This window comes from Pediococcus argentinicus (genome assembly GCF_001437605.1).
Classification (GTDB): domain Bacteria; phylum Bacillota; class Bacilli; order Lactobacillales; family Lactobacillaceae; genus Pediococcus; species Pediococcus argentinicus.
Window position 1 is genome coordinate 1 of the sequence record NZ_JQCQ01000030.1, and the last position, 20,145, is coordinate 20,145.

General features: G+C 38.1%; 17 protein-coding genes and 1 riboswitch. Of the genes, 13 read left to right on the forward strand and 4 right to left on the reverse strand.

Annotated features, from left to right (window positions below; translation table 11 throughout):
- Window positions 1–45: 45 nt before the first annotated feature.
- The gene (locus IV88_RS07050; RefSeq protein WP_057800151.1) at window positions 46–522 is read right to left on the reverse strand and encodes a GNAT family N-acetyltransferase; all 477 of its coding nucleotides are present in this window, start codon (window positions 520–522) and stop codon (window positions 46–48) included.
- Window positions 523–569: 47 nt separating this feature from the next.
- Window positions 570–614, forward strand: a riboswitch (PreQ1 riboswitch).
- Between the two features lie 6 nt (window positions 615–620).
- On the opposite strand from IV88_RS07050, the gene IV88_RS07055 reads away from it, so the two are divergent.
- A complete protein-coding gene (locus IV88_RS07055; RefSeq protein ID WP_057800152.1) occupies window positions 621–1,127 on the forward strand; it encodes a QueT transporter family protein in 507 nt (168 codons plus the stop codon).
- A gap of 34 nt (window positions 1,128–1,161) precedes the next feature.
- Here the strand turns inward: IV88_RS07055 and cbpA are convergent, their stop codons facing one another.
- The 3 genes from cbpA to IV88_RS07070 form a co-directional block, all read right to left on the reverse strand.
- Window positions 1,162–1,806: a cyclic di-AMP binding protein CbpA gene (gene cbpA / locus IV88_RS07060; RefSeq protein ID WP_057800153.1), complete on the reverse strand. Its 645-nt coding sequence runs from the start codon at window positions 1,804–1,806 to the stop codon at window positions 1,162–1,164.
- Window positions 1,807–1,868: 62 nt separating this feature from the next.
- The gene (locus tag IV88_RS07065) at window positions 1,869–3,284 is read right to left on the reverse strand and encodes a L,D-transpeptidase family protein (RefSeq protein WP_057800155.1); all 1,416 of its coding nucleotides are present in this window, start codon (window positions 3,282–3,284) and stop codon (window positions 1,869–1,871) included.
- A 741-nt stretch (window positions 3,285–4,025) separates the two neighbouring features.
- Entirely contained in the window at window positions 4,026–4,994 is a 969-nt protein-coding gene (locus IV88_RS07070) for an L-lactate dehydrogenase (RefSeq protein ID WP_057800181.1), read from the reverse strand.
- 252 nt (window positions 4,995–5,246) lie between these two features.
- Here IV88_RS07070 and pth point away from each other — a divergent pair, with 252 nt between their 5' ends.
- The 12 genes from pth to lysS all read left to right on the forward strand — a co-directional run bounded on the left by pth (window position 5,247) and on the right by lysS (window position 20,052).
- A complete protein-coding gene (pth, locus tag IV88_RS07075) occupies window positions 5,247–5,804 on the forward strand; it encodes an aminoacyl-tRNA hydrolase (RefSeq protein ID WP_057800157.1) in 558 nt (185 codons plus the stop codon).
- Window positions 5,805–5,832: 28 nt separating this feature from the next.
- Window positions 5,833–9,342 carry a transcription-repair coupling factor gene (gene mfd, locus IV88_RS07080; protein WP_057800158.1) on the forward strand — a complete coding sequence of 1,170 codons (3,510 nt, stop codon included), beginning with the start codon at window positions 5,833–5,835 and terminating at the stop codon, window positions 9,340–9,342.
- A gap of 2 nt (window positions 9,343–9,344) precedes the next feature.
- Complete coding sequence (locus tag IV88_RS07085) at window positions 9,345–10,916, forward strand: putative polysaccharide biosynthesis protein (RefSeq protein WP_057800160.1); 1,572 nt, start codon at window positions 9,345–9,347, stop codon at window positions 10,914–10,916.
- Window positions 10,913–11,185 (forward strand): RNA-binding S4 domain-containing protein, encoded by a 273-nt coding sequence (locus IV88_RS07090; RefSeq protein ID WP_057800162.1) that lies wholly within the window; start codon window positions 10,913–10,915, stop codon window positions 11,183–11,185. Before IV88_RS07085 ends, IV88_RS07090 begins: the two co-directional genes overlap by 4 nt.
- A 76-nt stretch (window positions 11,186–11,261) precedes the next feature.
- A complete protein-coding gene (locus IV88_RS07095) occupies window positions 11,262–11,645 on the forward strand; it encodes an FtsB family cell division protein (RefSeq protein ID WP_057800164.1) in 384 nt (127 codons plus the stop codon).
- Between the two features lie 141 nt (window positions 11,646–11,786).
- On the forward strand, window positions 11,787–12,275 hold the full coding sequence (locus IV88_RS07100) for a S1 domain-containing RNA-binding protein (RefSeq protein WP_057800166.1): 489 nt from the start codon (window positions 11,787–11,789) through the stop codon (window positions 12,273–12,275).
- An 83-nt stretch (window positions 12,276–12,358) separates the two neighbouring features.
- Complete coding sequence (gene tilS / locus IV88_RS07105) at window positions 12,359–13,738, forward strand: tRNA lysidine(34) synthetase TilS (protein WP_057800167.1); 1,380 nt, start codon at window positions 12,359–12,361, stop codon at window positions 13,736–13,738.
- A gap of 5 nt (window positions 13,739–13,743) precedes the next feature.
- Complete coding sequence (gene hpt / locus IV88_RS07110; protein WP_057800170.1) at window positions 13,744–14,280, forward strand: hypoxanthine phosphoribosyltransferase; 537 nt, start codon at window positions 13,744–13,746, stop codon at window positions 14,278–14,280.
- Window positions 14,281–14,379: 99 nt separating this feature from the next.
- Entirely contained in the window at window positions 14,380–16,470 is a 2,091-nt protein-coding gene (gene ftsH, locus IV88_RS07115; RefSeq protein ID WP_057800172.1) for an ATP-dependent zinc metalloprotease FtsH, read from the forward strand.
- 68 nt (window positions 16,471–16,538) lie between these two features.
- The gene (gene hslO, locus IV88_RS07120; RefSeq protein ID WP_057800174.1) at window positions 16,539–17,420 is read left to right on the forward strand and encodes an Hsp33 family molecular chaperone HslO; all 882 of its coding nucleotides are present in this window, start codon (window positions 16,539–16,541) and stop codon (window positions 17,418–17,420) included.
- A 76-nt stretch (window positions 17,421–17,496) separates the two neighbouring features.
- Window positions 17,497–18,489: a tRNA dihydrouridine synthase DusB gene (dusB, locus tag IV88_RS07125; protein WP_057800176.1), complete on the forward strand. Its 993-nt coding sequence runs from the start codon at window positions 17,497–17,499 to the stop codon at window positions 18,487–18,489.
- 69 nt (window positions 18,490–18,558) lie between these two features.
- Window positions 18,559–20,052 carry a lysine--tRNA ligase gene (gene lysS / locus IV88_RS07130; protein ID WP_057800179.1) on the forward strand — a complete coding sequence of 498 codons (1,494 nt, stop codon included), beginning with the start codon at window positions 18,559–18,561 and terminating at the stop codon, window positions 20,050–20,052.
- The last annotated feature ends 93 nt before the right edge of the window (window positions 20,053–20,145 follow it).

Consider the following 20,145-nt stretch of genomic DNA (forward strand, 5'->3'; position numbering starts at 1 on the left):
ATGTCAACTTGACAGGGCCGAGCGCAAGGTTCTGCTTTTGTTTAGTTATATAAAATAAGACATGCGAATATCGTCAACAAAGTGATTATCCACAAAGAATTCATCCTTTAACGTGCCTTCAATCGTGAAGCCGTTCTTTTTGTAAAAGGCAATGGCGTTTGGGTTAGTTGAAAAGACACGCAATGCAATTTTGTGAATGTTTTGTTTGATAGCTTCGTCTTTCAAACCCTCAATCAAATTAGTTCCAATATGCTGGTGTTGAAAATTGGGATCAACACCAATACCAAATTCCCATGTGTAACGAGCTGCTTTTAATTTTGAGGGCGAGTTGTATTCAATGTATCCGACAACTTTATTATCATCATTTTTAGCTACCAGTACGTTTGTATTATAGTAGTGTTCTTCAGGTGTGCCTAGTTTTTCACTATTAGCTACAGGTGTATTGGTAGGATTCCAGATTTGCTTATCAATTTCGATTATTTGTTGTAAGTTTTCTTTTTGGAATGGTTCAACTGTTATCATATGGATTAACGCTCCTTTGCACGTGTTTAAATCGTATGCTATCATTAAAAACCGTGGTTCGCAATTATCCCACGTAAAAAAACTAAGGAGTATAGGTTATGGGAAATGAAAATACGCGCTCATGGATTGTTAATGCCATGGTCGCCGCAGTTTATATTGTTTTATCATTATTGGTAAACATGTTTGGATTGGCTTCCGGAACAATTCAATTTAGACTTTCAGAAGGACTAAATCATTTGATTGTCTTCAATCGAAAATACTTCTGGGGAGTAGTTGGGGGAGTGTTCTTATTTAATTTATTTGGACCAACTTCACTCAATCATTTGCTGGATGTTGTATTTGGAACTGGTCAGACGGCCATTGCGTTACTAATTGCAATCTATGTCTTGCCAAGAGTCTCCAATACTTGGGTTAAGATGGCTATTAATACCTTATTGTTTACAGTTTCAATGTTCTTAATTGCTTTAGAACTACATTGGACGCTAAACTTACCATTTTGGCCAACATATGCAACAACTGCTTTATCTGAATTAGTGATTATGGCAATTATGGCACCAATCATGTACTTACTAAATAATATTTTAGATTTCAAAAAAAGGATCTGAGCAAAAGCTCAAATCCTTTTTATTATGGTTTCGATTAACGGTTGAAAGCTTGTAAGTCTTCAACTTCTGGAACACGGAATTCTTTACGTTCCAAATTATCAATGATTCGTTCTAGTTTCTTTTGACCAACATCAGAAGGGAGAGTAAACATTGTTCGGTGAACTAATTCACCTTCCTGGGCGTCTAAGGTAATCACACTGGCGATTGAAGTGTACTTAGTAATAATCTTAGCCATTGAAGCAAGATCACCGCGTTCGCCACTAGAAACGACTGTTAAGACGTAACTACCAACATTGACGTTCCATGATTGAGAAAGAACATCTAACAAACGAGCATGAGTTAAAATACCGTAAAAATGATTGTTGTCATCTAAAACAGTGATGTAAGGCAAATCTTTAATAGAGAAGAAAACGTTAAAGAATGCTGCATTAACATTAATGTATTTAGTTGAGTTCTTTAAAAGAGAGGTTACAGGATCTGACATCTCACCGCCACGTGATTTGTGACGATAGATGTGCATCTTGTAAATATTTCCTCGAAATAATGTACCAGTTTCATCAAGAACCGGCACACAACGGAAACCTGAATCTTCAAGAATTGTTAGAGCTTCTTCTAGAGTAGCGTCTTCACGAACAGTAGTAAGGCGTTCCTTTGGTTTAACCATTGATTTTAATAACATTAGAAATATCCTCCCTTTTTTAAGTACTTTTTAATGATACCATTTTTACATTTAAAACACGATTACGAAATTACGACAACTGGTGTGCCAAGAGGAACAGCAGCGTACAGTTTTGGCATTACATCTGGTGGAGTGTTAACACATCCATGTGAACCATGAGTCTTGTACCAGTCGCCACCGAAAGTAGGTTGCCAAGGAGCATCATGTAAACCGACGCCAGTATAATCAATTGGCATCCAGTACTTAACAGGTGATGCATAGTTAGAACCATCGTCATTTTTACCCTTAAGAGTAGCATTTTGCTCTTTCTTCCAAATGAACCAAACACCACTTGGAGTTACTTGCTTAGGTGGATTACCCGTAACGACACGTGTTGAGATAACTAACTTACCATTCTTGTAGAACCACATGTGTTGATTCTTCTTATCAACTTCAACGTAAGTATTTCCAAGTTGACCACGTTTCTCATTTTGACCAGAACCAGTAATAGTAGCTTTTTGTGTGAAGTCTTGACCAGCTAATAATTTTTGAGCTAATGCATGAGCATCAGTTTCACTATCGATTAACCAACCGTAGTTACCACCCTTAACTGTTTGTGTACCTTGTTTGGTACTCTTAAAGGTAATATCTTCCTTATAGGTACCGTATTTATCACTTAGTTTATCTAAGTATTGTTTAATAGCTGTTTCGTTAAGTGATAAGTTTTGAGCTCCCATTGCATCTGGTTCAACTTTTAGCCAAGAGTTAATTAATTTGTTTGAAATAGTAACTTGTTTACCATTAATGTCATAGTTAGCTTTAATCTTGTCGATTTTTTCAACTTGGTTAGCCAATTGATCACTCTTTTTAGCAGTTGATTTTTCGTAAGACTGTTTTAAATCAATAGACTGGCTACCTGCAGTAACAGCTTTTTTAACGTTTGCTTTAAATTCTGCTTTGCCAATCGCATTACCTTGTTTTCCTCGAATTAACTTAGCTGATCCGTCTGGAGCAACTTCAATTTTTGAAAGAGTAGAAGGCTTACGGTTTTTATTTAATTCTTTTGTTTGTTGATCAACAAACTTATCAAGTTTAGCTGCATCAACTTTTGCAGTTCCAAGTTTAACTGAGTCCTTTGCTTGAACTACCTTAGTTAATTTGAGTGGCCAAGACCAACTTTTTTGAGACTTGATTGATGATTCTAATGAATCCGGACTTTTTACAGTAATACCGGTATCAGATATATCAATATTCTTAACATCGTTATTACCATCAGTTAGTTTGATTTTTCGATTTGAAAGTTCTTTAGTGATTGCATCCCCAGCTTGTTTGGCTGAAAGATTGCCAACATTTACGCCTGAAATAGAGGTGTTGGGTAAAAATTTATCAGCGGTCGCATAGTGATATGTGCCGATTCCAAAGCCACCAACAATAACTGCTGTAGCACCTAAGGTACTCCATAATACTTTATGACTTTTATGAGCTCGTGCGCGTCGCATAATAGCCCTCCTTAATTTAGTTCATACCTTAGTTAGGATACTTTGTTAGCGCTAAATAATCAAGCTAATTTACTCAAAAATAAGAGTGTGAGTCAAACCGGTTAGTCTTCGAGTATAGCATAGGGCTGGGAATATTCCGGGTTGGGGAATGTTTCTAGTCCGTAGCTAAACGGANCGATTAGTCTTCGAGTATAGCATAGGGCTGGGAATATTCCGGGTTGGGGAATGTTTCTAGTCCGTAGCTAAACGGAGAAGACTGGTTTGAGGAGCACGTTTCGGAATAGAGTGTGAGCAAACCCGATTAGTCTTCGAGTATAGCATAGGGCTGGGAATATTCCGGGTTGGGGAATGTTTCTAGTCCGTAGCTAAACGGAGAAGACTGGTTTGAGGAGCACGTTTCGGAATAGAGTGTGAGCAAACCCGATTAGTCTTCGAGTATAGCATAGGGCTGGGAATATTCCGGGTTGGGGAATGTTTCTAGTCCGTAGCTAAACGGAGAAGACTGGTTTGAGGAGCACGTTTCGGAATAGAGTGTGAGCAAACCGGGTTGCTCTTGAGCATTACATAGGAAAGTGATTATTACGGGTTAGGTAATGATTACTTTGCGTAGTAAGCGCAGAGAACAGGTTTGAGGAGCACGTTTTGGATGGTAGGATGCCTCTATAACCTTAACCCCTAAAAAGGCCACAAAAAAACCAACCACTTCATAAAAAGTGATTGGTTTTATTCAAATAATATTAATTATTTGTTTTTCTTAGCAAGGTTGTCTAAACCGTCGTTAAGAACTTTTTTAAGAGTTGTAGCTGAGTCAGTCATCTTCTTCATTTCTGAGTCACTCAATGGTGATTCGATGACACGTGCTAAACCTTGGCCGTTAATAACAGCTGGTGTACCGATATAAATATCGTTCAAGCCGTATTGGCCTTCCATGTAAGCACCAACAGGTAGAACAGCGTTTTCGTCACGTAAGATAGCTTTAGAAATACGCATCAAGGCAGTACCAACACCGTAGAATGTAGCACCCTTCTTGTTGATGATTTCGTAAGCTTTGTTACGAACACTGTCTTCGATTTGTGCTAATTCGTCTTCTGAAACGCCTTCTTCTTTAGCGATTTCAAGAAGTGGTTTTGTACCGATTGAAGCAGTTGAGTAAGCAGCGAATTCGCTATCACCATGTTCACCCAAGATGTAAGCATCAACTGAGTCAGGGCTAACGTTGAACTTCTTACCAAGAGCAACACGTAAACGAGCTGAGTCAAGTGAGATACCTGAACCGATAACTTTTTCCTTAGGGAATCCTGAGAATTTCCATGTAGCGTAAGTAAGGATGTCAACAGGGTTAGCAGCAACTAAGAAGATACCGTCGAAACCTGAGTCAACAACTGGCTTAACGATTGTTGACAAGATACCTAAGTTCTTGTTTACAAGGTCAAGGCGTGTTTCACCTGGTTTTTGAGGTGCACCAGCTGTAATAACAACTAAATCAGCGTCTTTACAGTCTGAGTAGTCACCTGAGTAAATGTTCTTTGGAGCAGTGAATGGAGTTGCATCTTCAAGATCTAATGCGTCTCCTTCAGTACGTTCCTTAACAACATCAACGATAACAAATTCTTCGGCGATTCCTTGTTGAGCCATAGCAAAAGCAAAACTTGAACCTACGGCACCGTCACCTACTAAAACAACTTTTTGATGATTTTGAATATTAGACAAAATATCCATTCCCTTCGTAGTTAAAATTTTTATAACGCTAATAGTATAACATTTTAATCGTGTAAATTTGAAGAGCTCTCGTTAAATTTAAGTAATTAGATTCTGAATAAATGTCTTTTTTTGTCCGAATTGAGAACTTATATTCGTATCTACCCGGTTCAATATGGTAATATTAAACAATTAATTGAGGACGCTGGACGGGTATTTTAAACTGTTCGGCCGTTTTTGCATGGAAATGGAGCATTACTAATTATGAAAATGATTGTTGGATTAGGAAATATTGGTAAAGAATATGATCAAACACGACATAATACGGGATTTATGGTGATTGATCAATTTGCCAAAGAACACGATGTATCAAACTTTAAGAATCAAAGTGAAGCCATGGTTGGAGACTTTAGACACAATGGTGAAAAAATACTATTGGTTAAACCTTCTACTTATATGAACGATTCTGGACGAGCAGTTCGTCCTTTGATGGATTATTACGATATTGACATGGAAGATTTGATTGTAGCCTACGATGATATGGATATGCCGGTAGGAAAAATTAGATTGCGTCAAAAGGGTTCTGCTGGTGGGCATAACGGAATTAAAAGTTTGATTGCTCATTTGGGTACCCAAGCTTTTAATCGGTTACGCCTTGGAATCGACCATCCAGATCGTAAGACGGTTGTTGATCATGTTCTTAGTCGGTTTAGTAAAGAGCAAAGAATTGAATTTGACCAAGGACTTGATCAAGCTGTTCAGATTTTAGATGAGTGGATTGACGACGTTGATTTCAATAAATTAATGAGTGAACATAACTAGTTTCATTTCATATGGAGAAAAGTATTTAATGAATATTCAAAACTATTTTGAAAACACAGAGGCTGTTCAAAATGTTTTAAGTGATGCGAATAAGGGAAAACGACAGTTAGTAACAGGATTATTAGATTCTGCCAAATTACTGCTATTACAGACGTTAGTTCAAAGCAAGCAAGAACCAGTTGTAGTTGTTGTTGATAATCTAGCTAAAGCAGAAAAAATGTACGATGATTTACATGCGGTTTTGCCTGAAGAACAGTTATTTCTTTTTCCAGTCGAAGAAATTATTGCTGCTGAAGTTGCGACAAGTTCTCCAACCTATCGGGGAAATCGGGTTACTGCGCTAAATGGTTTGTTGCAGCATCAAGCGGGAGTTTATGTAACTTCTGTTTCAGGTGTTCGCCGCCATTTACCACAACCTGATGTTTTTGGCATGGCTACGTTTAGTATCAGCATGGGTAATGACTATGATTTTACTGAATTACAGCACAAATTATTTGTCATGGGTTACGAACACGCTGAAATGGTTGAAAAACCTGGTGAGTTTGCAGTACGTGGTTCTATCATTGATATTTATCCGCTAAATCAGGAAAACCCAGTTCGTTTGGATTTTTTTGATACAGAAATCGATTCGATTCGGACTTTTGATTCGGACAATCAACGTAGTATTGAAAATATTGATGAAGTCACCATTTTACCAGCAACGGACTTAGTGATCGATGATGACGGTTTAACAGAAGCTATGAATAAAATGAGCGCCATGTTGACGACTCGTAGCAAGAAACTGGGACAAGCAGATCAAGATCAATTAAGTAATAATATTGCACCAGTTATTGAACGTTGGAAACATCACGATTTAGTGCCAGAAGATATTATGTTTGAAAAGCAGTTGTTCAATGAACCTAGTTCAATTTTGGATTATGCCGGTGATGACAGCATTTTGATGGCTGATGATTATACGCGTTTGATTGATGCTGAACGGGACATCAGTACAAATGAAATGTCATGGATTACGGATCAATTAGAAAAAGGTCAGCTACTAGATAATGAAGGATTTGGTTTTGAACTACGTGAGTTATTTAAGGATAAAAGACAAACACAACTGTTTTTATCAATGTTTCAAAAGGGTATGGGTCGATTACGCTTTGATCAAATTACGGAAGTAACAACCCGGGCAGTCCAAGAATTCTTTGGGCAAATGCCAGCCTTGAAAGGTGAAATCGACCGATGGCATAAGCAAGGCCATACCGTTGTTATCTTGACTAATTCTTCGAAGCGCCAAGAAAAGATTAGCGAAACACTGAATGATTTTGAAATCTTTTCGACCATTGCAGAACCCAATGATATAAAAAGTGGCAGTGTAAGCTTAATTCAAGGCTCGCTAGAAAATGGATTTGAATTCCCAGTTGCCAAATTAGTAGTACTAACAGAGCGTGAGTTATTTGCGAAGGTTAAACGGCGTAAACCGCGACGCCAAACAATTGAAAATGCTGAACGGCTCAAGAGTTATACCGAGCTGAAGCCTGGCGATTATGTTGTGCATGTCAATCATGGAATTGGTAAGTTTACCGGAATGACGACGATGGAGGTTGATGGAGTTCATCAAGATTACATTACGATTCAGTATAAAGGTACCGGACAACTCTTTATTCCAGTAACGCAGCTTAATTTAGTTCAGAAATATGTTGCTGCAGAAGGCAAACGTCCAACTTTAAATAAATTAGGTGGTAGTGACTGGGCGAAGACTAAGCGTAAAGTTGCTTCAAAAATTGAAGATATTGCTGATGATTTAGTGCAGTTGTACGCCAAACGTGAATCAGAAAAAGGTTTTGCCTTTCCACCAGATGATGATTACCAACGTCAATTTGAAAATGGCTTTGCTTATTCTGAAACACCTGATCAGTTACGCTCAATTGAAGAAATTAAGCGTGATATGGAACGACCACGACCAATGGATCGTTTGTTAGTTGGGGATGTTGGTTATGGTAAAACTGAGGTAGCATTACGAGCCGCTTTTAAAGCGGTTGAAGCAGGAAAGCAAGTTGCTATTTTAGTACCAACCACAATCTTAGCTCAGCAGCATTTTGATACGATGCATGATCGGTTTGAAGGATATCCAATTGAAATTGGTATGTTATCACGTTTTCAAACTAGTAAGCAGATTAAAGATACGGTTGCTGGGATGAAAGCTGGAAGTGTGGACGTGGTTGTGGGAACACACCGTTTACTTTCTAAAGATGTGGACTTCAAAGATTTAGGACTCCTGGTTATTGATGAAGAACAACGATTTGGCGTTAAGCATAAGGAACGAATTAAAGAATTACGATCACAGGTAGATGTTTTGACTCTAACTGCAACTCCAATTCCTCGAACGCTAAATATGTCGATGATGGGCGTTCGAGATTTGTCCGTAATTGAAACACCGCCAACTAATCGTTATCCAATTCAGACCTATGTTATGGAAGAAAATGTGGGTTCGTTACGGGATGGTATTCAACGCGAAATGCGTCGTGGCGGACAGGTGTTCTATCTACACAATCGTGTCGATGATATCGAACGAGTTGTTTCTGAAGTTGAAGCGTTAGTTCCGGAAGCCACAGTTGGATATATTCATGGACAAATGACCGAAAAGCAATTAGAAGATGTTCTGGTTGAATTTATTGAAGGTCAATACGATGTCTTGGTGACAACTACGATTATTGAAACGGGGATTGATATTCCAAACGTTAATACGTTGTTTGTGGAAAATGCTGATCATATGGGATTATCACAGTTGTATCAAATTCGTGGCCGGATTGGACGAAGTTCACGGGTTGCTTATGCATATTTCACGTACCAAAAGAACAAGGTTTTAACTGAAGTCGGTGAGAAGCGATTAGAAGCTATCAAAGACTTTACTGAGTTAGGTTCAGGTTTTAAAATTGCGATGCGAGATTTGTCAATTCGTGGAGCCGGTAACTTATTAGGTAAACAACAACATGGATTTATCGACTCAGTTGGTTATGATATGTATACTCAAATGCTATCTGACGCTGTTAGCAAAAAGCGGGGTAAGAAGGTTCGTCCTAAGTCAGATGCTGAAATTGAACTGGGGATTGAAGCATTTATTCCAGATCAATACGTTAATGATCAACAACAAAAAATTGAATTCTATAAACGGATTCGCCAAGTTGAAAATAATGATCAATTGATGGAGGTTCAGGATGATCTAATCGATCGTTTTGGCGAATATCCACTGGAAGTTGCCAACTTGGTGCAAGTTGCTAAGCTGAAATTAGAGGCTGACCGAGCATTAATTGAGAAGATTGAACGAAAAGATGATTTAATCTTTATCATGTTATCACCGAAAGCATCAACTGATATTTCGGGTGAAGGTATTTTTGAAGCTTTGTCTGTAACGAAGCTCAGGGCGACAATTGCTGAAAATAACGGTAAAATGCATGTTAAGTTAGTAATTCAACCTAAGATGCAACAGGCCACGTGGTTTGGTCAGTTGATTGATTTTATAAAGGCTTTAAATAAAGAACTAGTGGAGAATTAGTTTTGCAAAAAAGACATGGTAAAAACTTAATACAGGGCGCTTTGGTATTATCGCTGGCTTCGGTGATTGCTAAGATTTTGAGTGCAGTTTATCGAATTCCGCTCCAAAATTTAGTTGGAAATACTGGTTTCTACGTCTATCAGCAGATTTATCCGATCTATGGTATTGGGATGACGTTTGCTTTGAGTGGATTTCCAGTGTTCATTTCCAAGTTGATTGCGGAAGCACAAGATGATGTGCGACAGAAGCAACTAGCATATCAGTCGATGATTGTGCTTGCTGTTTTCTCAGTGATTTTATTTGTAATCACGTTTTTGACGGCTCCGTTCTTAGCAACGGGAATGGGTGATCCAGGGTTAGCACCAATTATTAAAGTTGTTTCGTTTATGTTTTTATTCATGCCGATTATTGCAACCGGTCGTGGTTACTACCAAGGAATTTATAAAATGGGTCCGACTGCTACATCACAAGTAGTTGAGCAACTAGTCCGAGTGTTAGTAATTATTGCTGTGGCATATATAGCAGCTAAACACCATTGGAACGTTTACCGAATGGGTAAATGGGCTATGGCTAGTGCTGATTTTGCGGCCGTGGCTGCGATGGCATTCTTTGTCCAATTTGCTGTGAAATTAATGCGGACGGTTAAGCTGTCTTTTTCATGGGAACAATTTAAACATTTAAGTCGTCGTTTTCTAACTGAAGGTGGATTGATTTGTTTATTTGCAGCAATGTTAATTTTGTTGCAGTTGGTGGATTCATTTACAATCAAGAACAACTTAGTATTAAGTGGAATTCCTGATGAAGCTGCTAAATCCATTAAAGGGGTTTATGATCGTGCCCAACCGCTGGTTCAGGTGGGATTAGTTATTGCAACATCATTTGCAACGACGATGTTACCATCTTTAACTGAATCAATTCGAGCACGCGACTCTCGGATGTTCTATCGCACTGCTAGTTCGTTAATTCGTGTGAGTTTGGCTGTTTCAATGACGGCCAGCATCGGAATGATTGTATTAATGCCACAAATTAATTTGCTGTTATTCGGAAGTGTTGAAGGTACAAGCGCATTGATGCTTTATAATCTGTGCATCATCTTTGCTGCTTTGATTTTTGTTAACAACAGTATTTTGCAAAGTAGTGGTTCAATTACGATGACTTTCTGGGCTTTGAGTGCGGGGATGGTCTTCAAATTAATCTTTAATGGAGTGGCTGTTCGACACTGGGGTATTAACGGTGCAAGTATTGTGACAGTACTAAGTCTCTTAATTATTTGGTTAGTTATGATGCAAGCGATGCCCGAACGGTTACGTTTCGATGCTTTATTCAACCACCAGTTTTTAACTAAGTTAGTTTTAGGAAATGTAATCATGGCTGGAGTGGTTTATGGTGTTGCCCAGGTTCTGGGAAATGCTTCACGAGCTAATGCAGGATTAACTGCGTTAGTTGGAGCTATTATCGGCGCCGCTGTTTTTGTTGTTTATGCCATCTTTGGTAAATTATTTACTATTCGAGAATGGCTATTGGTACCATATGGTAAGAGAATTTTAAAGAAGATTCAGGAGATGAAAAAATGAGACTAGATAAATTTTTAAAAGTATCACGTATTATCAAACGTCGCGCATTAGCAAAAGAAGTTGCTGACCAGGGACGTATTCTAATTAATGACCGCGTTGCTAAGTCTTCAACGGATGTCAGGGTGAATGACAAAATTGAAATTAAATTTGGTAATAAAACTCTGATTGTGAGAGTCGAACGCTTAATGGATACTACCAAACGTGACGATGCAGAATTGATGTATTCGATCATTGAGGAAAAGTATGAACGCGATTTCAAAAATGAATAAAATTTAATCAAAATTCGATAGACAGCACGCCATTCCGTTGGTATACTAAAATGGAAATTAGTAAGGAGGAATGGTCATGGCTAGTAACACAGAAAATACGATTAAAAATACTAGAAGCACACATGGTAGTAAAAGTGTTACCGGCGCGACTAATCCTTACATTCGGGCCCGTAAACATCGCTTTTATTTTATTATGGGTGTTTTTTTATTTTTTGTTGGAATCTTCGGATTTCAGATTGTTCATGCTAAAGTAACGTTGAGTAACGTTAATCAACAAATAGCTACAACTAACTCTAAACTAAAAGACGTTAAAGAAAGTAACTCTGATTTAAAAAATCGGGTTAAACAGATGAACAACACAGAGTACTTGCAGAAGCTAGTCCGTTCCAAGTATTTATACTCACGAAATGGTGAGACGGTTTACAACTTACCTTCTGATCGAACAGAATTTAACAATTAAATTAGACATTAATCTATGGCTGGGAAAGATATTCTTTCCCAGCTTTTTATTTCTCGAAAAGCCCATATTATCCGTTGATAACCAACTTTTGAACATGCTATAATTGAAACATTATTATTCTTAGGAGGATTTTTTTAATTCATGACAATTGAAGTTGGAACCAAAGTAGCTGGCAAGGTTTCTGGTATCACTAATTTTGGAGCGTTTGTTGATTTGGGTGACCATAAATCAGGCTTGGTACATATTAGTGAAGTTTCAAATGGATTTGTGAAAGATATTCATGATGTATTAACGATTGGTGATGAAGTCAAAGTTAAAGTTTTGTCTGTAGCAGATGATGGTAAGATTGCTCTTTCAATTCGTAAAGCTGAGGATCATCCAGTTGCTACACCTGAACGTCGACAACACAGTGGTCACGAACAAAAATCAAGTTTCAAACCTGCTTCACATGATCGACCACGTAACAATTTCCACAGTTCCAACCGTCCTAGTCGGAATAATGATCAAAAAGAAGGCAATGACTTTGATTCATTGCTATCTGGATTCCTTAAAGATAGTGAATCTCGTTTATCAACATTGAAAAAGAACACAGAAGGTAAGCGTGGGGGCCGTGGCGGTCGTCGAAGTTAATCAATAATTTAGTAACTAATACTTAGGAGCGTGGCAGCATACACTTGTCATAGCTCTTTTTATTTAACTTTAGGATATTAGTAATGAAAAATATTAATCAATTAGGATTAGGAATTTATCAGGACTTTCAACTTAATAGCAAAGATACAATTGTTGTAGCTGTTTCTGGTGGTGTGGATTCTATGACTTTAGTGACGGCATTGGTGTCATTAGATACAACACAGCGACCCAAAATTATTTTGGCGCATATCAATCATCAGTTGCGAGAACAAAGTACAGAAGAGGAAGCCTATCTTCGTCAATGGAGTCGGCAACATTCTGTCATTATGGAAACCATCAAATGGCCGATGGATAATCATCCTGAATATGGCGTTGAAAATGCAGCCCGACAATTTAGATATAAATTCTTTACTGAAATAGTTCAGAAGTATCATGCACGCTATCTGTTTACTGCCCATAATGCGGATGATCAGGCCGAAACATTTTTGATGCGTTTAGTTCGTGGCGGTCGTTTATCGGAATTAACCGGTATTGCAGTTAAAAGAGATTTTACTCCGGATACAGTTTTAGGCAGGCCACTACTTGAATATGCTAAAGCAGATTTAAAAAGAATAGCGCAGGGAAACAATATTCAGTGGTTTGAAGATGAAACTAATCAAACAAATGATTACCTAAGAAATCGGATGCGACACAACGTTGTGCCACAACTAAAGTCTGAAAATAAACAATTTCTGCAACATCTTGCCGATTATCAGAATCAAATTGCAACTGACAATGAGTTAATCGAAACGATTTTAAAAGAAAAGATTCAACAAATTTCGTTAGAATCAAAATTCGATTTAGAGGAATATCAAAAACAGTCAGAAGCTTGGCGTTTGAAAATATTAGCAACGATTAATGAACGAATGACTTCTAATGTTGAACTCAAACGACAATTGGTAAAGGACCAAGATCAATTTCTGATGGGTGAGACTAGTCAGGGAAGTTTAGACGTTGGTCAGGGATGGCTATTGCAGAAAACATATGACACATTCGATTTTAAAAATGAAGTTCCAGAAACCGTAAAAAGCAATGACCAATTAATGGAGCGTGTGTTAGTATTAAACCACTGGTTCAACATGAATTCGGATCAGCAAATTATGGTGACTGATCAACCGATTAGCGTTAATGATCATTTGATTGCGAAAATGGAATTGACAGCAAATCAAATCCAGTTACCATTATTGTTAAAACCAGCTCTTTCAAGTATTCAATTTAGCTTAAAAGGCGGTGGCCACAAGAGCGTTCGTCGAGAACTAATTGATCAAAAGATTAGCAATGATCATCGTTCAGAGTTTCTAGCAATCTTTGATCAAAATGATCAATTGATCTGGGTACCTAATTTACGTAAGAACTGGTTGACCAATACATTCCAACCAGAGTTAAAAAAATATACAGTTGTACTTAAATCGCAGGGGGATTAAGAGGCATGGACAACGATATTGCAAAAGTATTGTATAGCCAAGAAGACATCAAAAATGTATGTCAAAAGTTAGGAAAAGAAATTACCAAAGACTACGCTGGTAAGACACCAATTATCGTTAGTGTTTTAAAAGGGGCCATTTTCTTTACGACTGACGTTGTGAGAGAGATTGACCTCAACACTGAAATGGATTTCATCGATGTATCAAGTTATCACGGTGGAGTTGCCTCCAGCGGTGAAGTTGATTTAGTAACAGATATGGGTTCGGATGTTGCTGGTCGCGATATTTTAATTATTGAAGATATTGTTGATACAGGACGTACTTTAAAATATATCGTAGATTTGATGATGCAACGTTCTGCCAATTCAGTTAAGGTTTGTACTTTAATGGATAAACCAACTGGAAGAGTGTTGAAAATTGATGCTGACTATGTCGGCTTTACGGTTCCAGATGAATTTGTTGTGGGGTATGGATTAGATTACAAAGAACTCTATCGTAACTTGCCTTACGTCGGTGTTTTGAAGCCTGAAATTTACGAATAAAAATAATTGGTCAAAGTTAGTCAAATATGGTATTATATCGTCAATGATCAAATTAAGCCTGTTTATTAGGCAATTTGAGAATTCTCAAGGAGGAACTAAATGAACAATAATCGAAATGGACTTTTTCGAAATAGCCTTTTTTACATTGTTGTGTTCTTAAGTATTATGGGAATCATTGCGGCGGTCGTTGGTAAGGGTGGCAATAGCCAAACTTCTAACATCTCCTCATCGAAGTTTGTTTCTCAAATTAAGAAAGACAATGTTAAGAGCTTCGAAATCCAACCTTCTAACGGAATTTACAAAATCACGGGTAAATATCGCGATGCACAAAAAGATAACTCGGGTTCTGGTTTATTCCCAGGAACGGTAACTACAACCAAAGTAACTGGTTTTACAACATCAGTATTGCAAAACGATTCAACAATTGCCGAAATCAATAAAGCTGCTGATGCTAAAGATGTCTCAATGACAACTAAGCCAGAAGAATCAAGTGGTTTCTGGGTACAATTACTTGTAACTGGATTACCATTATTGCTCTTCATTGTGTTCTTTTACATTATGATGGGTCAAGCAGGTCAAGGTGGCGGTGGTAATAACCGTGTCATGAACTTTGGTAAATCTAAAGTTAAGCCTGCTGATAAGAGCGCAAACAAAGTGCGCTTCTCTGACGTTGCTGGTGAGGAAGAAGAAAAACAAGAACTTGTTGAAGTTGTTGAATTCTTGAAAGATCCTCGTAAGTTTGTGCAACTTGGAGCTCGAATACCGGCCGGTGTTCTTTTAGAGGGACCTCCTGGGACTGGTAAAACTTTACTAGCTAAAGCTGTTGCTGGTGAAGCCGGCGTGCCATTCTATTCTATTTCTGGTTCTGACTTCGTTGAAATGTTCGTCGGGGTTGGTGCTAGTCGTGTACGTGATTTATTTGATCAAGCTAAGAAAAACTCACCATCAATTATCTTCATCGATGAAATCGATGCTGTGGCTCGTCGCCGTGGTAATGGTACCGGTGGTGGTAATGATGAACGTGAACAAACACTGAACCAATTATTGGTTGAAATGGATGGATTTACAGGTAACGAAGGTGTTATTGTTATAGCTGCTACTAACCGTTCTGATGTTTTGGATCCTGCTTTACTACGTCCTGGTCGTTTTGACCGTAAGATTTTAGTGGGTCGACCTGATGTTCGCGGTCGTGAAGCTATTCTTAAAGTTCATGCTAAGAACAAGCCACTTGATTCAACAGTTGATTTAGCAGAAATTGCTAAACAAACTCCTGGTTTCGTGGGTGCTGATTTGGAAAACTTACTTAATGAAGCTGCTTTATTGGCTGCTCGTCGTAGTAAGAAAACTATTGACGCCGCTGATATGGATGAAGCAGAAGATCGTGTTATTGCTGGACCAGCTAAGAAGAACGCTGTTGTTAGTCCAAAAGAACGTGAAACTGTTGCATACCATGAAGCTGGACATACAATTGTTGGATTAGTATTGAATGACGCTCGTGTTGTTCATAAGGTTACAATTGTACCTCGTGGACGTGCCGGCGGTTATGCTATCATGCTTCCTAAGGAAGACCAAAATCTTCTTTCTAAGAATGATGCTATGGAACAAATTGCTGGATTGATGGGTGGACGTGCTGCTGAAGAAATTATCTTCAACCAGAAGTCATCCGGAGCCTCAAATGACTTTGAACAAGCTACTCAATTAGCGCGTGCTATGGTTACTCAATATGGTATGAGCGAAAAGATCGGACAAGTTGAACTTGCCGCACCTGGTCAATCATACTATGGCGAAAATGGTCCTGCTTATTCAGAAAAGACTGCTGCTACAATCGATGAAGAAGTTCGTCGTTTTACTACTGAAGGTTACGAGGAAGCTCGTAAGATCATTAGTGAACATCGTGACCAACATAAGTTGATTGCTGAAGCATTGTTGAAGTATGAAACATTGGATGAGAAACAAATCCTTAGCTTATTCAAGACCGGTAAGATGCCTGAAAAACCAGGTGATTCAGAATTTCCAAGCGAAAAAGCTGCTACTTTTGAAGAATCAAAACGTGAGCTTGAACGCAAGGAAGCTGAACGTCATCAAGATATTGAAGATGATCATGAAAATGATTCAAACTCAAGCAATGATGATTCTGACCAAAAGACTACTGTTTATAAACCAAAAGACGATCACTCTGATCGACTATAATTTAAAATTAATCGTGAGCGGCATTCGCTACTCACGATTTTTTTGCGAAAGTGAGTCAAATTATAATTATGAAAGATTATCTAGTTAAAAGTGTTGTAAAGGATGGAATGTTTCGGGCCTATGCAGTTCGAACAACTAACCTAGTAGCTGAAGCTCAAAAACGTCACGATTCTTGGAGTGCTTCAACAGCAGCTTTGGGGCGCTCATTAACTGCAACTTTATTATTATCTTCATCGGTACTAAAAGGTGAGGAAAAACTTACTGTTAAAATCAATGGTGGTGGACCAACGGGGACAATCGTTGTTGATGGTAATGCCAATGGAACAGTTAAAGGTTATTTACAAAATCCACATGTGTCATTACCACTCAATGGTAATCATCACATTGATGTTGGTGGTGCCGTGGGTCATGAAGGTGTTATGGCCGTGACAAAGGATATGGGAATGGGCGATCCATTTACCGGACAAGTTGGTCTTGTCTCAGGTGAAATCGGTGATGACTTTACCTATTACTTAGCACAGTCAGAACAAATCCCTTCAGCCGTTGGAGTTTCTGTCTTTGTTAATCCGGATGAAACGGTTGGTGTCGCTGGTGGATTCTTAATTCAGGTTTTACCAGATGCAACTGATGACGCCATTGATGAATTACAAGCACGTTTAAATGCCTTACCACTAGTATCTGAAATGCTCCGAGATGGTAAGACACCGGAACAAATCCTAACTGAAATCTTCTCAATTGATGATGTTAAGTTCTTAGATAAGATGAACGTCTCATTCAAGTGTGATTGTAGTAAGGAACGCTTTGCTAAGTCATTAGCAACGTTATCTAAAAAAGAAATTCAAGAAATGATTGATCAAGATCATGGTGCAGAGGCAGTTTGTCATTTTTGTGGTAATAAGTACCAGTTCAGCGAAAAGGATTTACAAGAAATTATTGATTACCAAAAGTAAGGGGCTTGTAATGGAGACCCACTAATTTGTGTGATATGATAATCAGCATGTAAAATTCTTTCAATGAGGTGACAAGATGGAGTGGCAAATAGGCGACGTTAAAATTCCTAATCAAGTTGTTGTAGCACCAATGGCTGGTGTAACAAATTCAGCATTTCGTTTAATTTGTAAACAATTTGGCGCAGGACTTGTTGTTTGTGAAATGATTTCTGATCGAGGAATCATGTATGGCAACAAGAAAACTTTAAGTATGATGAATGTTGAAGCTAAAGAACATCCAATGAGTATTCAGATTTTCGGTGGCTCAAAAGATACATTAGTTGAAGCTGCAAAGTTTGTGGATCAACATACTGAAGCAGATATTATTGATATCAATATGGGATGCCCAGTTAATAAAGTTGTTAAAACTGAAGCTGGAGCCCGTTGGTTATTAGATCCTAACAAGGTTTATGAAATGGTTTCTTATGTAACTGATGCAGTTAAGAAACCAGTAACGGTTAAGATGCGTACCGGATGGGATTCTGATCATATTTTTGCTGTCGAAAATGCTTTGGCTGCCGAACGTGCTGGTGCTTCCGCATTAGCAATGCACGGACGTACACGTAAACAAATGTATACTGGTCATGCTGACTGGGATATTTTGAAGCAAGTTGCTAATGAACTAACAATTCCATTTATGGGCAATGGTGATATTAAAACACCAGAAGATGCTAAAAGAATGCTTGAAGACGTTGGTGCAGATGCAGCAATGATTGGACGTGCTGTTTTGGGTAACCCATGGGAATTAAAACGGATTTCTCAATATTTGGCAACTGGAGAAATCATTCCAGAACCAGATGCAGAAGAAAAGATTGCAATTGCCAAGGAACATTTACACGGACTAGTTGAACTTAAAGGTGATAACATCGGTTCACGTGAATTTAGAACACAAGCAGCATATTATTTGAAGGGTATTCCACGTTCAGCTCGAACAAAGGTTGCTTTGAATAATGCTGATTCAGAACAAGAAATGATTGATATCTTTGACCAATTTGGAGAAAAATTGGCTAAAAGTAGTGTTAGAAACTAATCGGGGTTGCTTTTTTAGTGATTTTTAGGCGATAATTAGCGAGAAATGATTTTATGAGGAGGAATTGAAGTGGCTCAAAAGCAACAAGATATGAATGACCAATTAAAGGTCAGACGCGAAAAGATGCAAGAGTTACGTGATAAGGGTATCGATCCATTTGGACACCGTTTTGACCGTACTCATTTAGCAACAGATTTACATCAACAATATGGTGATCTTGAAAAAGAAGATCTTGAAGAAAAAGGCATTACTGCAACCATTGCTGGTCGTTTAATTTCTAAACGTGGTAAGGGAAAAGTAGGATTTGCTGATTTAAAAGACCGTTCCGGCAAGATGCAATTATACGTCCGTAAAGACGAAGTTGGTGAAGATCAGTATGCTATTTTCAAGCAAGCTGACTTAGGTGACTTTATTGGTGTATCTGGTAATGTCATGAAAACCGATATGGGTGAATTGACAATCAAAGTTGAGAGTCTCACTTTCTTAACCAAGGCACTCCGTCCACTTCCTGATAAATTCCATGGTTTAACAAACGTTGAACAAATTTATCGTCAGAGATATTTAGACCTAATCGCTAATGATGACAGTATGGATCGTTTTAAGAAACGGACTAAGATTGTTAGTGCTGTTCGTCATTTCTTAGATGATAAAGACTATGCTGAAGTTGAAACACCAGTTTTACATCCACAAGCTGGTGGAGCTAATGCACGTCCATTTATTACACATCATAATGCGCTCGATATCGATCTTTATCTTCGAATCGCTTTAGAGTTACATTTGAAGCGTCTTATTGTCGGTGGTATGGAACGAGTTTATGAAATCGGCCGTGTATTCCGTAATGAAGGAATTGATACTCGTCATAATCCAGAATTTACAATGCTTGAAACTTATACTGCTTACTTCGACTTCCATGATGTAATGGATGAAACAGAAGGAATCTTTAAGGCTGCTGTTAAGGCTGTTTCTGATGATGGTAAAATTACTTATCAAGGAACAGAACTTGATTTAGGTCAAGATTTTGAACGTATGCATATGGTTGACGCAATCAAGAAATATACTGGAATTGATTTCTGGCCTAAGATGTCTGTTGATGAAGCTAAGAAATTAGCTGATGATAACGGAATTCACTATGAACAATGGTGGACAGTTGGTCATATTATTAATGAATTCTTTGAACAAAAGGTTCAAGATAAGCTAGAACAACCAGTATTTATTTATGGTCATCCAGTGGAAATTTCTCCACTTGCTAAGAAGAATCCTGATGATGATCGTTTTACAGACCGTTTTGAACTTTACATTTTAGGCAATGAATATGGTAACGCCTTTACTGAATTGAACGATCCAATTGATCAAAGAGAACGATTCGAAGCACAAGTTGCAGAACGTAAAGCTGGTAATGACGAAGCCGAAGGAATTGATGAAGACTTTATAGAAGCTTTGGAATACGGTATGCCTCCTACAGGTGGATTAGGAATCGGCATTGATCGACTAGTGATGTTGCTTACAGATGCACCATCAATTCGTGATGTACTTCTATTCCCAACTATGCGTCCAATCGACTAAATAACAATAATTAGACATCCTTACGGGGATGTCTTTTTTGTTGCACAAATTTATAATTATGAGTTATCCCGAATTGTCAAATCAAGTGCAACA

Coding starts and splice junctions, on each gene's coding strand:
- dusB (WP_057800176.1), top strand. CDS start 17,497: ATGGAGTGGCAAATAGGCGACGTTAAAATTCCTAATCAAGTTGTTGTA.
- hslO (WP_057800174.1), top strand. CDS start 16,539: ATGAAAGATTATCTAGTTAAAAGTGTTGTAAAGGATGGAATGTTTCGG.
- IV88_RS07065 (WP_057800155.1), bottom strand. CDS start 3,284: ATGCGACGCGCACGAGCTCATAAAAGTCATAAAGTATTATGGAGTACC.
- IV88_RS07055 (WP_057800152.1), top strand. CDS start 621: ATGGGAAATGAAAATACGCGCTCATGGATTGTTAATGCCATGGTCGCC.
- ftsH (WP_057800172.1), top strand. CDS start 14,380: ATGAACAATAATCGAAATGGACTTTTTCGAAATAGCCTTTTTTACATT.
- IV88_RS07095 (WP_057800164.1), top strand. CDS start 11,262: ATGGCTAGTAACACAGAAAATACGATTAAAAATACTAGAAGCACACAT.
- pth (WP_057800157.1), top strand. CDS start 5,247: ATGAAAATGATTGTTGGATTAGGAAATATTGGTAAAGAATATGATCAA.
- mfd (WP_057800158.1), top strand. CDS start 5,833: ATGAATATTCAAAACTATTTTGAAAACACAGAGGCTGTTCAAAATGTT.
- hpt (WP_057800170.1), top strand. CDS start 13,744: ATGGACAACGATATTGCAAAAGTATTGTATAGCCAAGAAGACATCAAA.
- tilS (WP_057800167.1), top strand. CDS start 12,359: ATGAAAAATATTAATCAATTAGGATTAGGAATTTATCAGGACTTTCAA.
- IV88_RS07100 (WP_057800166.1), top strand. CDS start 11,787: ATGACAATTGAAGTTGGAACCAAAGTAGCTGGCAAGGTTTCTGGTATC.
- IV88_RS07050 (WP_057800151.1), bottom strand. CDS start 522: ATGATAACAGTTGAACCATTCCAAAAAGAAAACTTACAACAAATAATC.
- IV88_RS07090 (WP_057800162.1), top strand. CDS start 10,913: ATGAGACTAGATAAATTTTTAAAAGTATCACGTATTATCAAACGTCGC.
- cbpA (WP_057800153.1), bottom strand. CDS start 1,806: ATGTTATTAAAATCAATGGTTAAACCAAAGGAACGCCTTACTACTGTT.